Source organism: Bradyrhizobium sp. OAE829, assembly GCF_040546575.1.
Classification (GTDB): domain Bacteria; phylum Pseudomonadota; class Alphaproteobacteria; order Rhizobiales; family Xanthobacteraceae; genus Bradyrhizobium.
In genome coordinates this window covers 7,767,614-7,788,234 of sequence record NZ_JBEPOE010000001.1, presented here as the reverse complement: position 1 = coordinate 7,788,234, position 20,621 = coordinate 7,767,614, and the positions used below count along the sequence as shown (strand labels likewise).

20 protein-coding genes are annotated in these 20,621 nt (G+C 62.0%); 8 read left to right on the top strand and 12 right to left on the bottom strand.

Going from position 1 to position 20,621, the window contains the following annotated elements; translation table 11 throughout:
• Nucleotides 1-97 precede the first annotated feature (97 nt).
• The 3 genes from moaA to ABIE49_RS36855 all read left to right on the top strand — a co-directional run bounded on the left by moaA (nucleotide 98) and on the right by ABIE49_RS36855 (nucleotide 3,645).
• The gene (moaA, locus tag ABIE49_RS36865) at nucleotides 98-1,129 is read left to right on the top strand and encodes a GTP 3',8-cyclase MoaA (RefSeq protein ID WP_192734716.1); all 1,032 of its coding nucleotides are present in this window, start codon (nucleotides 98-100) and stop codon (nucleotides 1,127-1,129) included.
• 378 nt (nucleotides 1,130-1,507) lie between these two features.
• Nucleotides 1,508-2,047 carry a TRAP transporter small permease subunit gene (locus tag ABIE49_RS36860; RefSeq protein WP_192734715.1) on the top strand — a complete coding sequence of 180 codons (540 nt, stop codon included), beginning with the start codon at nucleotides 1,508-1,510 and terminating at the stop codon, nucleotides 2,045-2,047.
• A complete protein-coding gene (locus ABIE49_RS36855) occupies nucleotides 2,044-3,645 on the top strand; it encodes a TRAP transporter large permease (RefSeq protein ID WP_192734714.1) in 1,602 nt (533 codons plus the stop codon). Before ABIE49_RS36860 ends, ABIE49_RS36855 begins: the two co-directional genes overlap by 4 nt.
• Before the next feature lie 63 nt (nucleotides 3,646-3,708).
• Here the strand turns inward: ABIE49_RS36855 and ABIE49_RS36850 are convergent, their stop codons facing one another.
• From ABIE49_RS36850 to ABIE49_RS36835, 4 genes are read right to left on the bottom strand one after another with little or no spacing between them, the layout of a single operon-like run.
• A complete protein-coding gene (locus ABIE49_RS36850; RefSeq protein ID WP_192734713.1) occupies nucleotides 3,709-4,197 on the bottom strand; it encodes an alpha/beta fold hydrolase in 489 nt (162 codons plus the stop codon).
• Nucleotides 4,194-4,622: an alpha/beta fold hydrolase gene (locus ABIE49_RS36845; protein WP_192734712.1), complete on the bottom strand. Its 429-nt coding sequence runs from the start codon at nucleotides 4,620-4,622 to the stop codon at nucleotides 4,194-4,196. The genes ABIE49_RS36850 and ABIE49_RS36845 overlap by 4 nt, the downstream gene beginning before the upstream one ends.
• Nucleotides 4,623-4,658: 36 nt before the next feature.
• Nucleotides 4,659-5,552 (bottom strand): MBL fold metallo-hydrolase, encoded by an 894-nt coding sequence (locus ABIE49_RS36840; protein ID WP_192734711.1) that lies wholly within the window; start codon nucleotides 5,550-5,552, stop codon nucleotides 4,659-4,661.
• A 4-nt stretch (nucleotides 5,553-5,556) separates the two neighbouring features.
• On the bottom strand, nucleotides 5,557-6,561 hold the full coding sequence (locus ABIE49_RS36835) for a Bug family tripartite tricarboxylate transporter substrate binding protein (protein ID WP_210337150.1): 1,005 nt from the start codon (nucleotides 6,559-6,561) through the stop codon (nucleotides 5,557-5,559).
• 107 nt (nucleotides 6,562-6,668) lie between these two features.
• Between ABIE49_RS36835 and ABIE49_RS36830 the strand changes: the two genes are divergently transcribed.
• Nucleotides 6,669-7,610: a LysR family transcriptional regulator gene (locus ABIE49_RS36830; protein ID WP_192734709.1), complete on the top strand. Its 942-nt coding sequence runs from the start codon at nucleotides 6,669-6,671 to the stop codon at nucleotides 7,608-7,610.
• A 63-nt stretch (nucleotides 7,611-7,673) separates the two neighbouring features.
• Here ABIE49_RS36830 and ABIE49_RS36825 read toward each other — a convergent pair whose 3' ends face one another.
• The 4 genes from ABIE49_RS36825 to ABIE49_RS36810 form a co-directional block, all read right to left on the bottom strand.
• Complete coding sequence (locus ABIE49_RS36825; protein WP_192734708.1) at nucleotides 7,674-8,762, bottom strand: TRAP transporter substrate-binding protein; 1,089 nt, start codon at nucleotides 8,760-8,762, stop codon at nucleotides 7,674-7,676.
• A 263-nt stretch (nucleotides 8,763-9,025) separates the two neighbouring features.
• Complete coding sequence (locus ABIE49_RS36820; RefSeq protein WP_192734707.1) at nucleotides 9,026-10,114, bottom strand: TRAP transporter substrate-binding protein; 1,089 nt, start codon at nucleotides 10,112-10,114, stop codon at nucleotides 9,026-9,028.
• Nucleotides 10,115-10,300: 186 nt separating this feature from the next.
• Nucleotides 10,301-11,464, bottom strand: a complete 1,164-nt coding sequence (locus ABIE49_RS36815; protein ID WP_192734706.1) for an Mrp/NBP35 family ATP-binding protein — start codon at nucleotides 11,462-11,464, stop codon at nucleotides 10,301-10,303.
• A gap of 176 nt (nucleotides 11,465-11,640) precedes the next feature.
• A complete protein-coding gene (locus tag ABIE49_RS36810) occupies nucleotides 11,641-12,078 on the bottom strand; it encodes a VOC family protein (RefSeq protein ID WP_192734705.1) in 438 nt (145 codons plus the stop codon).
• A 285-nt stretch (nucleotides 12,079-12,363) separates the two neighbouring features.
• On the opposite strand from ABIE49_RS36810, the gene ABIE49_RS36805 reads away from it, so the two are divergent.
• The 4 genes from ABIE49_RS36805 to ABIE49_RS36790 all read left to right on the top strand — a co-directional run bounded on the left by ABIE49_RS36805 (nucleotide 12,364) and on the right by ABIE49_RS36790 (nucleotide 15,821).
• On the top strand, nucleotides 12,364-13,233 hold the full coding sequence (locus ABIE49_RS36805; RefSeq protein ID WP_192734704.1) for an NAD(P)-dependent oxidoreductase: 870 nt from the start codon (nucleotides 12,364-12,366) through the stop codon (nucleotides 13,231-13,233).
• Between the two features lie 130 nt (nucleotides 13,234-13,363).
• The gene (locus ABIE49_RS36800; RefSeq protein ID WP_192734703.1) at nucleotides 13,364-14,968 is read left to right on the top strand and encodes a sensor histidine kinase; all 1,605 of its coding nucleotides are present in this window, start codon (nucleotides 13,364-13,366) and stop codon (nucleotides 14,966-14,968) included.
• A gap of 45 nt (nucleotides 14,969-15,013) precedes the next feature.
• Entirely contained in the window at nucleotides 15,014-15,217 is a 204-nt protein-coding gene (locus ABIE49_RS36795) for a DUF1289 domain-containing protein (protein WP_192734702.1), read from the top strand.
• A 31-nt stretch (nucleotides 15,218-15,248) separates the two neighbouring features.
• A complete protein-coding gene (locus ABIE49_RS36790; RefSeq protein WP_192734701.1) occupies nucleotides 15,249-15,821 on the top strand; it encodes a TIGR02281 family clan AA aspartic protease in 573 nt (190 codons plus the stop codon).
• Between the two features lie 35 nt (nucleotides 15,822-15,856).
• On the opposite strand, the gene ABIE49_RS36785 is transcribed toward ABIE49_RS36790, so the two are convergent.
• The 4 genes from ABIE49_RS36785 to dusA form a co-directional block, all read right to left on the bottom strand.
• On the bottom strand, nucleotides 15,857-17,254 hold the full coding sequence (locus ABIE49_RS36785; protein WP_192734700.1) for a TRAP transporter large permease: 1,398 nt from the start codon (nucleotides 17,252-17,254) through the stop codon (nucleotides 15,857-15,859).
• A complete protein-coding gene (locus ABIE49_RS36780) occupies nucleotides 17,251-17,841 on the bottom strand; it encodes a TRAP transporter small permease subunit (protein ID WP_192734699.1) in 591 nt (196 codons plus the stop codon). Before ABIE49_RS36780 ends, ABIE49_RS36785 begins: the two co-directional genes overlap by 4 nt.
• 64 nt (nucleotides 17,842-17,905) lie before the next feature.
• Nucleotides 17,906-19,033: a TRAP transporter substrate-binding protein gene (locus tag ABIE49_RS36775; protein WP_192734698.1), complete on the bottom strand. Its 1,128-nt coding sequence runs from the start codon at nucleotides 19,031-19,033 to the stop codon at nucleotides 17,906-17,908.
• Between the two features lie 233 nt (nucleotides 19,034-19,266).
• Nucleotides 19,267-20,262: a tRNA dihydrouridine(20/20a) synthase DusA gene (gene dusA, locus ABIE49_RS36770; protein ID WP_502915959.1), complete on the bottom strand. Its 996-nt coding sequence runs from the start codon at nucleotides 20,260-20,262 to the stop codon at nucleotides 19,267-19,269.
• Nucleotides 20,263-20,621 lie beyond the last annotated feature (359 nt).

The following is a 20,621-nucleotide window of genomic DNA, read 5'->3' as shown; positions in this document are numbered from 1 at the left end:
TCCACTTCGCTCAAAAGCGCTATAGGATGACGGGTGACAGACGTTGCGGCGGTTCCGCCGCACGCCGCGCGCAGGCAGGGTTTGCAAGGCAGTTTGGATGAGCGGATTGTCGACTTCTCCCGATCAGCTGTTCTCTCCGATGACCGATCCGTTCGGGCGGACCATCCGCTATCTGCGGGTCTCCGTCACCGATCGCTGCGACCTGCGCTGCTTCTATTGCATGTCCGAAGACATGACGTTCCTGCCGAAAGCCGATTTGCTGACGCTGGAAGAACTCGACCGGCTGTGCTCGGCCTTCGTCGCCAAGGGCGTGCGCAAGATCCGCCTCACCGGCGGTGAGCCGCTGGTCCGGCGCAACGTGATGTCGCTGGTTCGGTCGCTGTCGCGGCATCTTTCGAGTGGCGCGCTCGATGAGTTGACGCTGACCACCAATGGCTCGCAGCTGGCGCGCTTTGCCGGCGAGTTGCGCGACGCCGGCGTGCGCCGGATCAACGTCTCGCTGGACACGCTCGATCCCGCCAAGTTCCGCGCCATCACGCGCTGGGGCGACATCGACAAGGTGCTGGCCGGCATCGAAGCTGCGCGCGCGGCGGGCCTTGCGGTGAAGATCAACGCGGTGGCGCTGAAGAACATGAACGAGGAGGAAATCCCCTCGCTGATGCAATGGGCGCACGACAAGGGCATGGCGCTGACGCTGATCGAAGTGATGCCGATGGGCGACATCGGCGAAGGCCGGATCGATCAGTACGTGCCGCTGTCGTTGTTGCGTGCGCGTCTCGCCCAGCACTACACGCTGACCGACCTCGACGACGACACCGGCGGCCCTGCCCGCTATGTCCGCGTCAGCGAGACCGGCGGCAAGCTCGGCTTCATCACGCCGATGACCCATAATTTCTGCGAGTCCTGTAACCGGGTACGGATCACCTGCACCGGCACGCTGCACACCTGCCTCGGTCACGAAGATGCCTCCGATTTGCGCAAACCCTTGCGGGCATCTGCCGACAACGACCTGCTCTCCGCCGCGATCGATCGCGCCATCGGCCTGAAGCCGAAGGGTCACGACTTCATCATCGATCGCCGCCATAACCGCCCAAGCGTCAGCCGCCACATGAACGTTACCGGCGGTTGAAATTTCAGCGTGTATTTTGGCCGTCCCGTGCAACCAAGCGCGTCCTCTCCACGTAGCTGATAGGCCGCGTCAATTTGTCCATTTTCCGATTGACGCCGCTGCAACGCACTGAAATGGTGCGGCTGCTTTACGCCAGCACGGCCGGATGGGCCGCTGTTCCCTCATGGAGCAGCCAAGACGGCGGAAGCGTGCGAACGGGGGAGGACTATCGTTGCAATCGCTCCAGCGAATGAGCTGCGAACCTGCGCGTTTTTTGCGCGGGAACGAAGCTGCGCGTTTGCCGCGCGGCAGCGGCGTTTGCGCGCCTGACGCGGGGTGGCGACGCAATATCAATGAAGAAATCCGGCGCATGTCGATGACGTGCCCGAGGAGAACGTAATGCGCCCATTGTTGGCAATCAGTAACGGCATCGATTGGATCAACGAGCAACTGGGCGGCATCTGCAACTGGCTCGTGCTTGCCGCCTGCGTGGTCAGCGCCGCCAACGCGATGATCCGCTACGCGTTCGGCTACAGCTCCAACAGCTGGCTCGAACTGCAGTGGTACATGTTCGCCGTCTTCATAATGTTCGGCGCCTCCTATACCTTCAAGAAGAACGAGCACGTTCGCGTCGAAATTCTCTATCTCATGCTGTCCGAGCGTGGACAGCTCTGGCTCGACATGATCGGAACGCTGTTCTTCCTGATCCCGTCCTGCCTGCTGCTCGCCTATCTGTCGTGGCCGTTCTTCATGCAATCCTACGTGGTCAGTGAAATCTCCAGCAATGCCGGCGGCCTGGTGCGCTGGCCGATCAAGGCCGTCGTTCCCATCGGCTTCGTTTTCCTGGCGCTGCAAGGCGTCTCCGAAGTGATCAAGCGCATCGCGGCGTTGAAGGGCTATGTCATGATCGACGCCAAATACGAGAGGCCGCTGCAATGATTACGCTGGAGATGATGCCGCCGCTGATGTTCGGCGGCTTGATTCTGGCCATGCTGATCGGCTTCCCGGTGGCGTTCACGCTGGCCGCGCTCGGGCTGTCGTTCGGCTTCCTGTCGATCTATCTCGGCTTCTTCGACATGAACTTCCTGCAGGCGATTCCGGGCCGCATCTTCGGCGGCGTGGTCTCCAACGAACTGCTGCTGGCGATCCCGTTCTTCACCTTCATGGGCTCGATCCTGGAACGGTGCGGGCTGGCGGAAGACATGCTGGACTCGATGGGTCAGCTGTTCGGACCGGTCCGCGGCGGCCTCGGCTATTCCGTCATCATCGTCGGCTTCATCCTCGGTGCAATCACAGGCACGGTGGCCGCGCAGGTCATCGCCATGGCGCTGATCTCGATGCCGGTGATGATGCGCTACGGCTATAACATTCGCTACATCACCGGCGTGCTTGCCGCGTCCGGCACGATCACCCAATTGGTGCCGCCCTCGCTCGTGCTGATCGTGATGGCCGACCAACTCGGCAAGTCGGTCGGCGACATGTATCTCGGCGCCTGGGGGCCATCGATCCTCCAGATCGCGCTGTTCGCCAGCTATACGTTCATGCTCGGCCTCATCAAACCGGATCACGTCCCTCCGGTTCCGAGGGACGCGCTCACGCTGAGGGGCTGGCCGCTCTGGAAGAAATGCCTGATGGGCATCATTCCGTCGGCCGTTCTGATCTTCGTGGTGCTGGGTACCATGATGATGGGCCTGGCAACGCCGACCGAAGCCGGCGCGATGGGCGCCATCGGCGCCATCGTCCTCGCTGCGATCCACCACAAGGACCTGAGCAGCAAGGGGCACAAGATGCTCCTGATCGGCATCGCCGCCACCGGCGTCGCGGTGATCGTCGGCATCCTGCTCGGTGAAGGCAAGGTGCTGAAACTCACCTTCGCGGTGGTCTATCTCGCCGTCGTCTGGCTCTGCCTCGAAGCCGTCCGCATCCCGGACCTGCGCGGCCTGATCAAGCAGGGCTACGAGTCGACGATGCGCCTCTCCACCATGGTGGTGTTCATCCTGATCGGTTCGACCTGCTTCTCGGTGGTGTTCCTCGGCGTCTCCGGCGGCGTCTGGCTCGAGCATCACCTGACCTCGATCCCCGGTGGCGTCTGGGGCTTCCTGATCTTCATCAATCTCTTCATCTTCTTCCTCGCGTTCTTCCTCGACTTCTTCGAGATCGCCTTCATCATCCTGCCTATGGTGGCGCCGATTGCGCAGAAGATATTGGCGCCGGTCGTGGGCCCCGACGCTGCGCTGATTTGGTTCGGCGTCATGCTCTGCGTCAACATGCAGACGTCGTTCCTGCATCCGCCGTTCGGCTTTGCGCTGTTCTATCTGCGCGGCGTCGCGCCCAAAGAGGTGAAGAGCTCCGACATCTATTGGGGTGCCCTGCCCTGGATCGGCCTGCAGGCGATCATGGTGGCGATCGTGGTCGCTTTCCCCAGCGTGGTGACCGTGTTCCTCGACAAGCCTCTCGACGTCGATCTCAGCAAGGTCAGGATCGAGGTGCCGCAGATCGAACTGCCACCGCTGGATTTCGGGCAACCAAAACAATGACCAGGGTTTGATGCGCAGGTTGCGCGGAAGCCGCTTCAGAAAGCAGGTTGCGCCTTCACGGCGTCAATGCCTGCCGACGAACGCGAGGACGTCCCCACCCCAAGCCTCGGGACTTTCCGAAGGCACGGTACGTGAGCTACCGGCGATGACGATCCTGTCGCGGTTCGGCAGGCAATTCGCCAGTTGATCCATGATCAGATGGAAGAACTTCGGGCTGCGCTGCCCATTGGGCAGGAGCACCGGGGCGCTGATCGCTTTGGCCATCTCGCAGGTGAAGACAGGCCTCGGACGGGTCGTGATCGCATCAGCCTGGGCGGAAACCGCGTTGTCCCGGTTCATTTTCTTGTCTGCATCGGAACGGCGCTCATAAGCGCCCGCTCCGCCGACGGCATTTACGAAAAGCGGTATGGCGGCCGTGGTGTCGCCGGCCTTGAAGGCTTCCCTTGCCGGCGCCTGGCTACCGCCCCACTCCTTCAAGAGGTCCGCTGCACCCGGCACGCCCGCCAACAGGCCCGAGGCCGGCGGCTCATTGAGCACGAGACTGACGATCATGTCGGGGTTCTTGGGGCGAAGAAGAGCGCGGCGTGAGCTCCCGCTGAATGCGCCACGACGCGCACCTTGGAAAAACCAAGGGCACGCACGAAAGCCGTGAGATCCTCGCCATGCGCGTCGGCCGCGCCATCGGGCATGCCGTCGGGACTTACTTTATCGGGAAAATGGTTGCGGCGACTGTAGGCGATGGCTCGGTACCGACCGGCGAATTTCGGAAGATGTTCTGCCCACATACGGTAGTCTTGAAGGCCGCCGTGAACGAATATGATCGGCTCGCCCTGCCCGACTTCCACATAGGAAAGCTCAGTGCCGTTGGCGGCGACCCGTTTGAGCTCATCAGCCATGGCAGCGCCGCTTGTCAGGTTGACGATCAAAGCTCCAATAGCTGCTCGCAAATAGCAGCGACGGATAATTCCATTTGCCATGTCGATCTCCCATGGAAAGCGCTCAGATGCCGCCGATCAAAACACATCGAGGTCGTGCGCGGTAACCACTCGCCCCTTGTAAAGACGACTGATCTCGTCCAACAAAACCGCTTCGGGGTCCGGCAGCGTCATTGCGCCGCCCGCATTCGCGCGATGGTAGAGCAGCAACAGTTCAGGCCTGACACGCGCGGCGAGTTCGGCGAGTTCGCGCGATGATGTGTGGTGCTCGCGTCTGTAGCGCTGCCATTTGGGCGATACCTTCCGATAGGTCTGCTCCGAATAGGTCTCGTGGATCAGAACGTCGCAACCTTCGCAATGCTTGGCGGATTCGGGAATTGGAGCCGTATCACCTGATATCACGATGACCCTGTCGGATGTCTCGATCCGGAAGCCGAAAGCGTGCGCAAGCGCGCCGTGCCGGACCGGAAAAGCGCTGACCCGGATGTTGCGGTCGGAATAGATCTCTCCGGGCACAATTTCGTGCACGTTCACCCGGCAACCGGCGCGAGGCAGGCGGTCGATGCCGTTGGTGCGGTTTTCGATATCGACCTTCCAAGCTTCGAACACATGCCGGGTCATGGCCCGGAGACCGCGAGGTCCGTACGCATTGATAGGCTTCTTGCGACCAAGTATCCACGGCGTCAGGATCAGGTCTGGATACCCCGCCGTGTGGTCCGCATGCAGGTGAGTGAGAAAGACGGTCGTGATCTCGGCAGCAGCGGGACCGAATGCTGTTATGCCTTTCCGGTAAGCTGCCGCTGCGCGGCGAATGACGCCGGGCCCGAAGTCGAAGAGATATGGCACTCCATTCGCCACGATGGCAGTTGCAGGCCCCGACCGGTCAGGATCAGGCCGGGGCGTGCCGGTCCCGAGCATGACGATCTGCGTGCGCGCCGCCCGCGCACTTGAAAGTTTCTTCCCGGCCTTCATGACGTCACTCAATCCGGATATTGGCTGCCCTGATAACGGTCTGCCATTGTTCGGCAACACGCTTGAGCAAGGCGCCAGCTTCAGCCCCGGTACTTGCGATCGGCTCCACCGCCTGTGCGCGGAGGCGCTCCTGCAGCTCGGCGGACTGAACAATGTTCCGGACCTCACGCTCAAGCAGGGTCCTGACGGATTCCGGAATGCCCACCGGCGCGAGCATCACTTGATAGAAGCCAATTTCGAAGCCCGGATAGCCGCTCTCCGCGATGGTCGGGATATCAGCTGCGACGGATATGCGCCGGGGACCGGACACCGCGAGCGCTTTGAGCCGGCCGTCCTGCACGTTCGACAACACGCCAGGAGTCGCAAGGAAGCCGACCTCAATCTGCCCGCCGACGAGGCCCATCACGACTTCGGAATTGCCTTTGTAGGGCACATGCGTGCCCTCGAACCCGGCCTTCTGGCGGAAATACTCCATCGCGAGATGGCCGGGATTGCCGGGTCCGCCGCCGCTGCCGTAAAGGACCGGCTTGTCCTTTCGCGCTCGCGCGTAAGCCACGAATTCCGATACGGCCTTAACCGGAACTGACGGATGCACGACCAAGGTGAGTGAGAAACTTGCTACGTTCGAAATCGGTGTGAGATCCCGTCCCGGATCGAATCCGAGTTTGGGATAGAGCGATGGATTCACCGTGAGCGGAGTATCGAGGACCAGAAGCAGCGTGTAGCCGTCTGCGGGCGCCTTTGCGACGGCATCGGTCCCGAGATTTCCGGCAGCCCCCGGCCGGTTTTCCACGATAAAGGGCTGCTTCAGACTCGTCGCCAGTTTTTCCGCAAGCAGGCGTGCCGTGGTATCGAGCGGACCACCCGGCGGAAACGGAACAACAATTTTGACTGCCCTCGACGGATAGGTCTCAGCGTTCGCGGCGATCGGAAACAGCAGGGCCGCAGCAGCCAGAACCGCAAAAGCAAAAAGCGAGGTGGTGCGCCATGGGGCAGCCAAACCGGTCATGGGTGGCCTCCGGTTGCGAGAGACGCCGAGAAGCATGCAACCCCAGAGACATTACCGTCCAATGCTATTATCTTAGCATTCCATAACCGTTTTGATAGGTCCAAACCGTGACATGGGCTGATCGCATCGGACGTCGATTGAAGTTGCGCGACCTGCATCTGCTCATGACTGTCGTGCAATGCGGCAGCATGGCCAAGGCCGCGGCCGAACTTTCGGTCTCGCAGCCTGCGGTGTCGAAAGCCATCGCGGACATGGAGCACACGCTGGGCCTGCGCTTGCTCGACCGCGGGCGAAGCGGCATCGCGCCAACCACCTACGGCCAAGCGCTGGTAAAGCGCGGATTAATCATTTTCGATGAGCTCAAACAAGGCGTGAAGGAGCTCGAGTTTCTCGCCGACCCTTCGGTCGGAAGCCTGCGGATCGGCAGCACCGAGAGCGCCGCCGCCGGTATGCTTCCAGCCATCGTCGAACGCTTCTGCCGCGAGAATCCCGGCGTTCAGCTTGACGTCGCGCAAACCGTGATCAGCACCTTGCACTATCGCGAGTTGCGCGAGCGGAGCATCGATCTGCTGATCGGCCGCATTCCGATGCCATTCACCGAGGATGATCTGGAGGCCGAAATCGTGTACGATGATCGGGCCGTCGTGGTGGCGGGACGCCAAAGCAAATGGGCGCGTTCGCGCGGCCTCAAGCTAGCCGATCTCAGTGGTGCCCCCTGGATTCTTCCGCCACCCGACACACTGCCCGGTGGACTTGCGGTCGAGCTCTTTCGGGAAGGCGGCGCGGAGATGCCGCGCACGCCCATCACAACGCTCTCGATGCATCTGTGCTGCAAGCTCGTTGCAACCGGGCGGTTCGTCGCCTTGTTGCCGAGTTCGATCCTGCGCTTTGGCAGCCGCCATCTGCCTCTCAAGGTCCTGCCGATCAAGCTGCCCGCGCAGGCTCGGCCGGTCGGAATTGTGACGCTCAAAAACCGCACACTGAGCCCGGTCGCGATGGCGTTCATCGCGTGCGTTCACCAGGTTCTGCGGCGGGCGTCGAAGGCATGAATTGAAACCCCGGAGCTTCCGCTCCGGGGTTTTTGTTTGTTGAAGCTGCTGCTTGTTTGACGATCAGCCCTGCGGGTTGCGCGCCATGAAGCTGTCGTAGCCGAGCTCGGCGACCTGGAACCACTGGTATCCGTTGCTCGTGAAGCCGTTCAGCGAGTCCAGAACCTTCTTGAAGTTCGGATTGGTCGCCGCCGTTTCGGCGTAGATCTCCTTGGTGGCTTTCAGGCAGGCCTGCATGATCGGCGGCGAAAACGCATGCAGCTTGGTGCCACCGGCGAGCAGCTTTTTGAGCGACGGCGGATTGAGCTGGTCGTACTTCGCCATCATCCAGCTGTTGGCGGACTGCCCTGCCAGCTCGAGAACGGTTTGATAGTATTTCGGCAGCGAGTTCCACTTGTCGAGATTGACGATGGCGAGCAGCATCGGGCCGCCTTCCCACCATCCGGGATAGTAGTAATGCGGCGCGACCTTGTTGAAGCCGAGCTTCTCGTCGTCGTAGGGGCCGACCCATTCCGCCGCGTCGATCGTGCCTTTTTCGAGCGCGGGGTAGATGTCGCCGCCGGCCAGTTGCTGCGGCACCACGCCCAGTTTCTGCATGACGCGGCCGGCGAAGCCGCCGATGCGCATCTTGAGACCCTTCAGATCGTCGACGGTGTTGATCTCCTTGCGGAACCAGCCGCCCATCTGGCAGCCGGTATTGCCGGCCAGAAACGACGTGACGTTATAGCTCTTGTAGAACTCGTTGAGCAGTTCCCTGCCGCCGCCCTGCATGTACCAGGCCTGGTTGAGGCGCTGGTTGGGTCCGAACGGCACCGCCGTGCCGAACGCAAATGTCGGGTCCTTGCCGAAGTAATAGTAGGACGCGGTATGTCCCATCTCGACGGTACCGTTTTGCACGGCATCAAGAACCTGCAGGCCCGGAACGATTTCACCACCGGCAAAGGTCTGGAGCTGGAATTTGTTGTCGGTGGCTTCGGCGACCTGCTTGGCCATCACCTCAACCCCGCCCCACAGCGTGTCGAGCGATTTCGGCCAGCTCGCCGTCAGCCGCCATTTGATTTCCGGCATCGACTGCGCGATCGCCGGCGCCGCCAGAGTTGCGGCACCCGCGGCGCCAATACCTGTGACCTTGAGAAAATCTCTTCTTTTCATGGAATCCTGCCCTTGTGGATGTGTGTCCGATAGCCCTCTTGCCGAGGCTTTGGCGGCACCATGGAACATCCGGTTCCCGATTTCCATCCCGAATTGTGGGGCGTAACGCAAAAAGCCCGGCCTCCTCGCGGATACCGGGCCTGCTTGTGCGACTTAGGATGAGACCCCTGGGCCTGATTTCATCAGACCCAGGGGTCTCACTTTTGTTTTGACGCGTTTTCTTGACGCGAACCGGGATCCACTTCGCTCGAAAACGCTATGTATCAGCCGCGCGTGCGCGAACGGATCATGAAGCTGTCGAAGGTGTACTCGGCGACCTGCCACCACAGATACTGGTCGGAGCGGTACGCCTGCATCGAATCGATCGTCTTCTTGAAGTCGGCATTCTTGGCCGACAGTTCGGCCCACAGTTCGTTGGTCGCCTTCAGGCAGGCTTCCAGAACTTCGTTGGTGAAGGGACGGAGCTGGGTGCCGCCGGCAACCAGGCGCTTCAATGCCGCCGGATTGAGCATGTCGTAGCGTTCGTTCATCCAGCCGTTGGCGTGTGCCGCAGCGTTGGTGAGGATCGCCTGATAGTTCTTCGGCAGCGAATTCCACTTCTCCAGATTGGTGAAGGCGTGGACCATCGGGCCGCCTTCCCAGAAGCCGGGGTAATAATAGAACTTCGCGACTTTCTGGAAGCCGAGCTTTTCGTCGTCATACGGACCGACCCACTCGGCGGCGTCGATGGTGCCCTTTTCCAGCGCCGGGTAGATGTCGCCGCCGGCGATCTGCTGCGGCACGACGCCGACCTTCTGCAGCACCTGACCGGCGATACCGCCGATGCGGAATTTGAGGCCCGACAGATCGGCGACCGTCTTGATCTCCTTGCGGAACCAGCCGCCCATCTGGGTGCCCGTGTTGCCGCAGGGGAAACCGATCACGCCGAACTTCTTGAAGAACTCGTTGCCGAGCTCCCCGCCGCCACCCTGCGACCACCAGGAGTTCTGCTGGCGTGCGTTGAGGCCGAACGGGACCGACGCATAGATCGCAAAGGTCGGATCCTTGCCGACGTAATAATAAGAGACGGTGTGGCACATCTCGACCGTGCCGTTGGAGGTGGCGTCGAGCGCCTGCAGACCGGGAACCACCTCGCCCGCGGCGAAGACCTGGATCTGGAATTTGTTGTCGGTCATTTCAGCGACGTATTTCGACAGCTGGTCAGCACCGCCGTAAATCGTGTCGAGCGACTTTGGGAAGCTCGACGTCAAGCGCCATTTGATTTCAGGCGAGGATTGCGCGATCGCCGGCGAGGCAACGGCGGTCGCGGCAGCACCGGCCGCTGAAACTTTCAAAAAATCACGACGCTTCATTCAGGCATCTCCTTAAAGGCGGGGGCGTTTCCCAATTTCCGCGAGCGATCCTCCGGCGGGGCGAATTCCACGTCATCCGGGGCGCTCTGGCGGGGGCGCTTTAACATGGAAGTTGGCGAACGAAAACGCGACAAAGGCATGACTGCACTGATTAAACGAAAGTCTCAGGGAAGCCGAATAAGGCCCTCAGGCGGCAGCATTTGCGCCCTGAAGCTGGTCGCGGACCTTGGTACCGATCTCGCGATAGATGGCGGCGTGCGGACCGTCCGGCTCGCTCGCCACCACCGGGTTACCGGAGTCCGAGGTGGTGCGAATCGACATGTGCAGCGGGATCTCGCCCAGAAACGGCACACCCAGCCGCTCGGCCTCGTGCCGCGCCCCGCCATGACCGAAAATGTCCGACCGGGTGCCGCAATGCGGGCACTGGAAATAGCTCATGTTCTCGACGATGCCGAGCACGGGCACGTTGACCTTCTTGAACATGGCAAGGCCGCGCCGCGCGTCGATCAAGGAGAGATCCTGCGGGGTCGAGATGATGACCGCCCCCTTCAGCGGCACGTTCTGCGCCAAGGTCAGTTGCGCGTCACCGGTGCCGGGCGGCATGTCGACCACGAGAATGTCGAGCGTGCCCCATGCCACATCGCGCAGCATCTGGGTGATCGCCGACATCACCATCGGTCCGCGCCAGATCATCGCGGTCTCTTCCTCGACCAGAAAGCCGATCGACATGATGGCAAGACCGAAGCGTTCGATCGGAATCATCTTGCGGTCGTCGTTCAGTTTCGGCTTCTCGTGAATGCCGGTCAGCCGCGGCACCGAGGGGCCGTAAATATCAGCGTCGAGCAGGCCGACGCGCAGGCCGAGATCGCGCAAGCCCAGTGCGAGATTGAGCGCCGTCGTCGATTTGCCGACCCCGCCCTTGCCGGATGCCACCGCAATCACGGCGGCGACACCAGGAATTTCTGCTTGCCTGGACATCGGGGACGCCGGGCTTTGCGGCGGCTTATGCGCCGATACCGGCTGCACGCCGTGCGCGTGGCGGTGCGGTTGAGGTGGCGGCGGCGCGGCTCCACCACCGGGTGACGGCGAAGACGCCGCACCGGGCTTGCGCTCGGCGGTCAGTGCGATCATCGCCACGCTGACGCCGGGAATGGCGCGAACCGCGGCTTCCGCCTGCGCCCGCACGCTTTCCCACGCGCGGGCCTCCGCGGCGTCGACATTGATGGAGAAGAACACCTTGCCGTCGGTGGCCGTGATCGCCGACAGCACATTGGCATTGGTCAAGGCGACGCCGCGCGGCGAGGCCACCTTGGCCAGGGCATCGAGAACCTGTTGCTGCGTTACGCTCACGGCACGTCTCCTGGAGCCTAGAGCCTTGTCCGTTCCGATTGAATCGGAACGGGGCTCTAGATTCTTGATTGACGCGTTTTCTTGACGCGAACCGGGTCCACTTCGCTGGAAAACGCTCTAGTCGGTTCCGATGGCATCAGAACCGGGGCCCTCTTAGAGCGTTGCAGCCCAAAAGGCTACCTTGCTCCGACGTCGTCCCGGCGTTCGGCCGGAGCCACGACCCCGCCCTCCTTGGCGGCCTCGTAGTTCAATTCGACCATCACGCCGTTGGGATCCGTGACGAATATCTGCCAGAGATCGCCGCCGGGAACCTGGCGCGAGTCGAATGCCATCGCCTTGGATTTGAGCCGCTGCTGCATGCCGGCAAAGCCCGTACTGGCGAAGGCCACGTGATGGACCACGCCGGAGTCAGGCTTTTGGGGTTCGTCGGTCTTGGAAATATCGACCAGATGCACCACCGCCTTGCCTTCCGAGTACATCCACGCCCCCGGGAAGGCGAAGTTCGGCCGGGCGCCCTTTTCCAGGCCCAGGATATCTTCGTAAAAGCGGACCGTGTCGGCGAGATTCCGGGTCCGGATGTTGAAATGATCGAGCACGCCCACACTGACGCCCATGCGATCTCACTCCCTTTTTTTGTGAGTTGTTTAAACCGGGTGATCCTAGAGCATAATCGGTTCTGATGGAATCATAACTAACTTCTCTAGACTCTTGTTTTGACGCGTTTTCCTGACGCGAACCGGTGTCCGGTCGCGCCAGCCAAACGAAGGCGTTGCCCTTCATGGCGCAGAGGTTATGGTGCGGCCACCCGCCTCAGGGTTCCGCCCGGCCCTTCCCAGCTTCGGTCGAAGTCCGGCCCCCCAAAGATCAAGCCCGCACGGGCGAACGATAAGGTAGCACACATGGCTAAAGTCGCTTTTCTCGGTCTCGGCGTGATGGGTTTCCCGATGGCGGGCCATCTGGTGAAAAAAGGCGGCCACGAGGTCACCGTCTACAACCGGACCGGAGCCAAGGCGAAGGAATGGGCGGACAAGTTCGGCGGCCGCACGGCGCCGACGCCAAAGGCCGCTGCCGAAGGCCAGGACTTCGTGATGTGCTGCGTCGGCAATGACAATGATTTGCGCGCGGTCACGATCGGCGCTGACGGCGCCTTTGCCGGCATGACGAAGGGCGCGACCTTCGTCGACCACACCACCGCCTCCGCCGAAGTCGCCCGCGAGCTCGATGCCGCCGCCACGAAAGCGGGATTCAAATTCATCGATGCGCCGGTGTCCGGCGGCCAGGCCGGCGCCGAAAACGGTGTCCTGACGGTGATGTGCGGTGGCGCCGCGGACGCCTATGCCGGCGCCGAGCCCGTGATCGCGGCCTATGCGCGGATGTGCAAGCTGCTCGGACCGGCCGGTTCCGGTCAGTTAACAAAGATGGTCAACCAGATCTGTATCGCGGGGCTGGTTCAGGGCCTCTCCGAAGGCATTCATTTCGCGAAAAAATCCGGCCTCGACGTCCAGGCCGTGATCGAGACCATCTCCAAGGGCGCCGCGCAGTCCTGGCAGATGGAGAACCGCTACAAGACCATGAACGACGGCAAGTTCGATTTCGGCTTTGCAGTCGAATGGATGCGCAAGGATCTGTCGATCTGCATCGCCGAATCCCGCCGCAACGGCGCCAATCTGCCGGTCACCGCGCTGGTCGATCAGTTCTATTCCGAAGTCGAAAAAATGGGCGGCAAGCGCTGGGACACGTCCAGCCTGCTGGCAAGGCTGCAGCGCTGAGCGAAGAGGTTAATTTAACCTCGCGTTAACGGGATTCTTTAGCTCTTTAAGTCATCGCTTAAGGATTTGGGCTCACAGATAGACAGTACAAAAAGCCCGCGCGGTTCGCGGGCAGGGTTTGTGTTGTTTAATGAGTAATCCCGCAGAAAAGCCCGAGGTTGTCCAGCTTCCGGCGGAACAGCCAGTCGCCGCGCCGGTCAACACCCGGCGCGCCGCGGCGCAGCGGGTGCGCGAGGCGCGCGACCGGTTAACGTCGACCAGCGGAACCCGCCCGGCTTTCGACACCGAACTGCTCCGGCAATATGCCCAGACCCGGATGTCGGCCTCATACGTCGTCATGCTGCTGGTGGTTGCGACCGGCGTGCTGTTCGGCTTTTGGATGCACATGATTGCGGCCATGGCCTGGACCTTCGGCATGCTGTGCATCCATGCCGTCATCATCCGCAATTGCCGGAGATTTCTGGCGGTGCAGCCCTCGCTCGTCGCCACGCGCAAATGGCGCACGCGATTTGTGTTGCTCGACCTGCTCTACGGGCTGTGCTGGACCGCGATCCTGATCCACCCCGCCGGCCTCGACGTCGTCTCGAACACGATGATGATGTTCCTGATGCTGCTGGTGATCGCGGTATCGAGCATGCTGGCGGCCAGCCTGCCGATCGCGGCGCTGGCGGCCACCGCGCCGGTGACGGCCGCGATCGCGCTGAACTTCGTGCTGGGCGGCACCTTCGACACCTACGCCCTCGCCATGCTGGCGCTGGCCGCCGAAGGCTATTTCGCGCTGCTCGCTCATCGCCTGCACTCGACGACGCTGGCGACGCTGGAGGCGCGCGCCGAAAAGGATGCGCTGATCGGCGAGCTTGAGCAGGCCAAGGCGATCTCCGACGAGGCGCGGCATCGCGCCGAATCCGCCAACGTCGCCAAGTCGCGCTTCCTCGCGCAGATGAGCCACGAACTGCGCACGCCGCTGAACGCGATCCTCGGATTCTCCGAGGTGATGAAGAGCGAGATTTTTGGCGCGCACACCGTGCCGGTCTACAAGGAATATTCCGCCGACATCCACAATTCGGGCGTGCACCTGCTCAACCTCATCAACGAGATCCTCGATCTGTCGCGGATCGAGGCCGGCCGCTATGAACTCAACGAGGAAGCGGTGTCGCTGGTGCATGTCGTCGCCGACTGCCATCATTTGCTGAAACTGCGCGCCACCAGCCGCGGCATCACCATCCACGAAGTGTTCGAACAGGGCATGCCGCGAATCTGGGGCGATGAGCGCGCCACCCGCCAGATCGTGCTCAATTTGCTGTCGAACTCGATCAAGTTCACCCCGCAAGGCGGCGATATCTGGCTGAAGGTCGGCTGGACCGCGTCCGGCGGCCAGTATCTGAGCGTGAAAGACACCGGCTCCGGCATTGCCGAAGACGAAATCCCGATCGTGCTGGCATCGTTCGGCCAGGGCTCCAACTCGATCAAGTCGGCCGAACAGGGCGCGGGGCTTGGACTGCCGATCGCAAAAAGCCTGATCGACATGCATGGCGGCACCTTCACGCTGAAATCGAAGCTGCGGATCGGCACCGAAGTCATCGTCACCTTCCCGCCGGAGCGCGTGATGTCGGCGCTGGCGCCGATGGCCGAGGAGGCCCCGCCCCTGCAGCCGGAGCCCGTCATCATTGCGACCGCCGACGAGAAACGCCGGGCGCGCCACAAACCGATCATGAGCGCCGGAACAGGACTGTAACTGGAGCGCTTGCGCAAACCACCGAAAGCATTTCACACTCCCTGAATGAGCAAAGAAACGCCGTGTATCGCAGTCTGCATGATGGACCCCAAAACCAAACTCTGCTTCGGCTGCGGACGAACGCTGCCGGAAATCGCGCAATGGCACCGCATGGACAGCGCGCAGCGGCTGGCCGTGATGGCAGGATTGCCGGCCCGCATGGCAGAGGCCGGTCTGGCGCAGATCGCGGAGCGTCCGACGTCCAGCTGATCGATCGCAGGACCGCCCAGGGGGGCGCGCGATGAGCCGCATCCTGCTCGTCCTGATCATGCTCGCCGCCACCGCCGGCGCCGTCGTTGCTTACGGCGACCCCGAACAGATCGCACGCGCCAGCGATTCAGTCTCGCAGATGCTGCGGCGGCACAGCGTGCAGCCGGCGCCCGCGGTGCAGATCGCGCGCGGCCAGGCCGGCGAGTTCGCGCTGCATGCCAAAATCAACGGCGTCAAGGCACCGATGGTGATCGACACCGGCGCGACCTCGGTGGTGCTGACCTGGGAAACCGCGAAGGCGATCGGGCTGCCGCTCGAGATGCTCGAATACAATGTCGACGTCGAAACCGTGGGCGGGCACACCAAGGCGGCGCGGCTGACGCTCGATCGGCTCGCGGTCGGTCACCTCGTCGAGAAATCGGTCCCCGCGCTGGTGGTGCAGCGCGGACAGATGAAGACCAACCTGCTCGGCATGAGCTTTCTGGATCGCCTGGAAAGCTGGGGCGTAAAGGCCGACCAGCTGATGCTGCACGGCTATCCCGACGTGACGGGCAGCGTCAGCACCCCGCGCCGCCCCCGGCGCGACCGCGCGGCTGCCAACTAGCGCGATCGCATCGCGCAAGGCGGGTGCCTTGCAGATCAATTCGGCCCGACGACCGCAGCGGCGACCTTTGGCACCACATACTCGATCTGCACCTTCTTGCGTTCGGCATCCCGGCGCGCCTGCAGCCAGCCTGGAAACCACATCGCGATCGCAGGGAAGATCAGCACCAGGACCACGCAGAGAACCTGGATGACCATGAAGTCCGCCATGCCGCGGTAGATCAACCGCAGATTCCATTCCCTCACGACCTGCTTGAGATAATAGGCCGACATGGCGACGGGTGGAGACAGGAACGCCGTCTGCAGAACGACCGCGACGATGCAGCCGAACCACACCATGTCGTAGCCGAGGCCCTTGGCCACCGGCGCCAGCATGGGCAGAAAGATAAACACGATCGCCGGCCATTCGAACGGCCAGCCGAGCAGGAATATCAGCGTCAGCAGCAGCGTCATGGTGCCCCAGGCCGGCAGCGGCGAGGCTAGCAGGGCATTCGTCATCCAGCTGGCCGTGCCGAGCCACGCGAACACCGCACCGAATACGTTGGAGGCGACCGCGAGCAGCAGCACCATGCTGGTGGTCGCCATCGTGCTGTAGCAGGCCTGCAGCAAACCGCTCCACGTGAATTTGCCGTAGAGGATGACCAGAAGGATGGCGCCGAGTGCGCCGAGTGCCGCCGCCTCCGCCGCGGTCGTGATGCCGGCCAGGATCGCACCCAGCGTGACGATGGTCAGCACCGTCACCGGAACGAGGCCGACCAGGCACTCCCACAGCACGATCTTCATCGATTCCGGCCGCTCGTCGAGCGGCACCGGCGGACCGAGCTTCGGATTGAAGTGACAGCGGATCAGCGTGTAGGCGATGAACATGCCGGACAGCAGGAAGCCCGGGCCGAACGCGGCCGCGTACAAATCGATGATCGAGATGTCGAGCACGGGCGCCATCACGACCAGCATCACCGACGGCGGAATCAGGATACCGAGCGTGCCGCCGGCCGCGATCGCGCCCGCCGACATGCGCACGTCGTAGCCGGAGCGGATCATCATCGGCCCGGCCATGATGCCGAGCAGCGCCACCGTTGCGCCCACGGTTCCGGCAGCGATGCCGAACAGCGTCGCGGTGACGATGACGACGACGTAAAGCGCGCCCTTCAGCGGCGCAAACAGATCGCGGAACGCCCTGAACAGTCGCTCCATCAACCCGGCCTGGTCGCAGATGAAGCCCATCAGGATGAACATGGGCACCGCGACCAGCTCGTCCTGCTTCATGATTCCGATGGTCTGCAGGTAAGCGAGACTGAGCACCCGCGGCCCCATGCCGATGTAGCCGAACACGCCTGCGAGAAACAAAAGCGTGAAGCTGATCGGCAGACCGATGAAGATCGCCCCCAGCATCACCAGCAGCATGAATAGGCCAAGCAGCTCGAGTCCGGTCATATCTCGATCTTTTCCTTGTGCTCGAACTCGCGCCCGAACTGGATCTGATACCAGCACTTCAGGACTTCGGAGACGCCCTGAACCATGAGAAGGACCGCCGCCAGCGGGATGGTGGCCCGGAACGGCCACATGATCACGCGCCAAACGCTTTCCTGCGACCTCTCGCCAGTGTCCCAGGAATGCAATGCGGCGTCGTAGCTGACCACCATGAAGGTGATCATGACCGGGTAGAACAGCAGGATGTAGGAGACCATGTCGATGATCCCCTTGGTACGGTACGAAAAATTCTCCCAGTAGATATCGGTTCGAACGTGTGCACCCTTGTAGAGCGCATATCCGCAGGCGAGCATGAAGGCCGAGCCGTTGGCCATGAAGCTCGACTCGTAAACCCAGGCGGTCGGGGCATTGAACCCGTAACGCATCACGACCTCGTAGGTGATCGTCACCACGAGGAACAGCATCGTCAGGGAGATGAGTTTGCCGGTGACGTCCGAGAACCGGTCGATGGCCCGAATGATCGTGTAAAAGGCGCGTGGAAACTCACTTCCCACGCCAGCCGGATACGAGGCTCCGCCGTCAGTCGACATCATGATCCCCCTTGGAAAGCAACTGGCGCCTGTCAATGACGCCAGTTGCGCGCGCGAAAGCGGATCACTTCTTCTGCAGATAGACCTTGTCCTTCCAGTAGTACTCGCCGGCGAAATTATAAGGCGGGAACCAGGAAAGCTTGAACGGGACGATTTTCTCGGCGTAGGCCTTCTGACTGTCCATCGCCTTCTTGTAGAAGGGGTTCTTGGCGGCGTACTCGGCCTGGATCTTCTCCCACTCGTCGAGGAAGTTCTTCAGGATCTCGTCCGGCGTGCGATGCAACTGGACGCCCATCTTGAGGAGGTCCTGGCAGGCCTGCGCGGTCTCGCGGTTGAAGGAGAAATTGCGCTGCGTTGTGGCGTAGACGCTGGCAACCTTGATGATCTCCTGCAGATCCGGCGTCAGCTTCTTCCAGACATCGCCGTTGATCATCAACTGGCCGCCGGTGACGGGCTCGTGCATGCCAGGGGTGTAGTAGTGCTTCGCGACCTGGTGCAGACCGAGCTTCTTGTCTTCCTCGCAGTTGATCCATTCAGCGCCTTCGATCACGCCGCGCTCCATCGCCGGGACGATCTCGCCGCCCGGTATGGTGACGACCGACACGCCAAGCCGGCCGTAGGTCTCCGCGCCGATGCCGTAGATGCGATACTTCATCCCCTTGAGATCGGCGAGGCTGTTGATCTCTTTCTTGAACCAGCCCATGCCTTGCGGATAATCGGTCGGAATCGGGAAGCCCACGACGTTGAGCTTGAGGACGTCGCGGTAGAATTCTTCCAGCAGGGCCATGCCGCCGCCGTCGTAGTACCAGGCCCAGTAGTCGCTTCCGTCCATGCCGAACAGCGGACCGTGCGACATCGGAATCGTCGCCGTGTTGCGGCCGAGAATGTAGCCGAACGGCGCCATTCCGACGTCCAGAACGTTCTTCGACGTTGCGTCGAAGACCTCGAACGGCGGAACGATCGCGCCGGCCGGAAGCGTTTCAATCTTGAGACGGCCGCCCGACATCTTTTCGACGGTCTCGGCCCACAATTTGAAGATGAGGTGGAAGTTCGCAGATGCGGGATGGGTCGATTGCCCTTTTAATACAAGGGGCTTGGGCGCCGGAGCCGCGGTTTGGGCTTGGGCTGGCTCCGTGAAGGTGGCGGCGAGTCCGAGGGCAGCAGCCACGACAACAGACGTGTACCTGAGCATTCTCACTCCTCCCTTTTTGGCAGCGATTTCTCCTTGGTTGATGTTTTTTTGATTTTGTGAGCTGAAGTTACGGACGGGATGATTGCGCTGTCAAGGCGATATCTGTCGGACCGGCACGTGAGCCGGTGAAAGATGGAGTGGCCTGGCTCGTGAAAGCGAGGCGGCCAGTTGAAGAAGTTGCCGGCAGCAGCAGCGCGGCCATCAGCCCGGATCGCGCGCCAGAAGCGTTGCCGTCAGGCCGCGATCGAAGCCGCCGCCCTGCTATCAACCAGCGCAATCGCATCGCACAATACGTTGGCGCCGGCGCCTTGCCTGACGCCGTTCTCGGCGAGATGGCGGCGGAAGGCGCGCGCCCCCGGCACGCCGTGAAACGCGCCGACAAAGTGCCGCGTCATCGAATGCAGCCGCGTGCCCTGCCCGAGCTGGTCTTCGATGTAGGGCATGACAGCCTCAAATACGTGCTTCATCGTCGCATGCGGCGCCGCCTCGCCGAACAATTCGGGATCGACGTTGAGCAATCGCCACGGCTCCTGATAGGCCGCCCGCCCCAGCATCACACCATCGACATGGGCAAGATGCGCCTTCGCTTCGGCGAGGCTGCCGATCCCGCCATTGATGATGACGGGCACATCGGGCAGTGCAGCCTTCAGCCGATAGACTCGGTCGTAATCGAGCGGCGGAATGTCACGGTTTTCCTTCGGCGACAAGCCGTTGAGCCAGGCCTTGCGGGCGTGCACGACCAGCGCATCGGCGCCGGCGGCAACGACGCCGCGCGCCAGCACGTCCAGCGCCACTTCCGGATCCTGGTCGTCGATGCCGATGCGGCATTTCACCGTGACGGGAATGTTCACCGCACGCTTCATCGCCGCGACGCCGTCCGCAACCAGCGCCGGCTCCGCCATCAGGCAGGCGCCGAAGCGGCCGTCCTTTACCCGGTCGGACGGGCAGCCGACATTGAGGTTGATCTCGTCATAGCCGAAATCCTCGCCGATCTTCGCAGCCGTGGCGAGATCGCGCGGATCGGAGCCGCCAAGCTGCAGCGCAACGGGGTGCTCGCTCTGGTCGAAGCCGAGCAGCCGCATTCGGTCGCCATGGATGATGGCGCCGGTCGTCAGCATCTCCGTGTAAAGCCGCCCCCGCCGCGTCATCAGACGGTGGAACACGCGGCAGTGCCGGTCAGTCCAATCCATCATGGGCGCGACGGAAAAGCGATAATCTTGATGCTTCAACAGCCTAGACTACTCTCTCAATGTGATGAACTGCAAACATGTGCATCCAGACTAAACGGAAACTGCGCGCGTTGGTACCCGTTTCGACCTGCCGTTGCACGCATGCTCTGCAACGAAATCCGCCTTGATCCAATGCGAACTGAAGAGATCATGCGTGCTCCAATGTCGGCGCATGTCGAGAAACACCTCAATAGAATGTGAGCAGTGTGACGACGCTGGCTCAGACTTCGAGCACCCATCTGGCGAACATGGGCTGCTAGGACGATCCGATCAGGGACATCCGGCAGGCGGGTTATACTAAAATCGCAAAAATAGTATAACACTATTATATATCAAATACTTAGGTGGATACCTTTTCG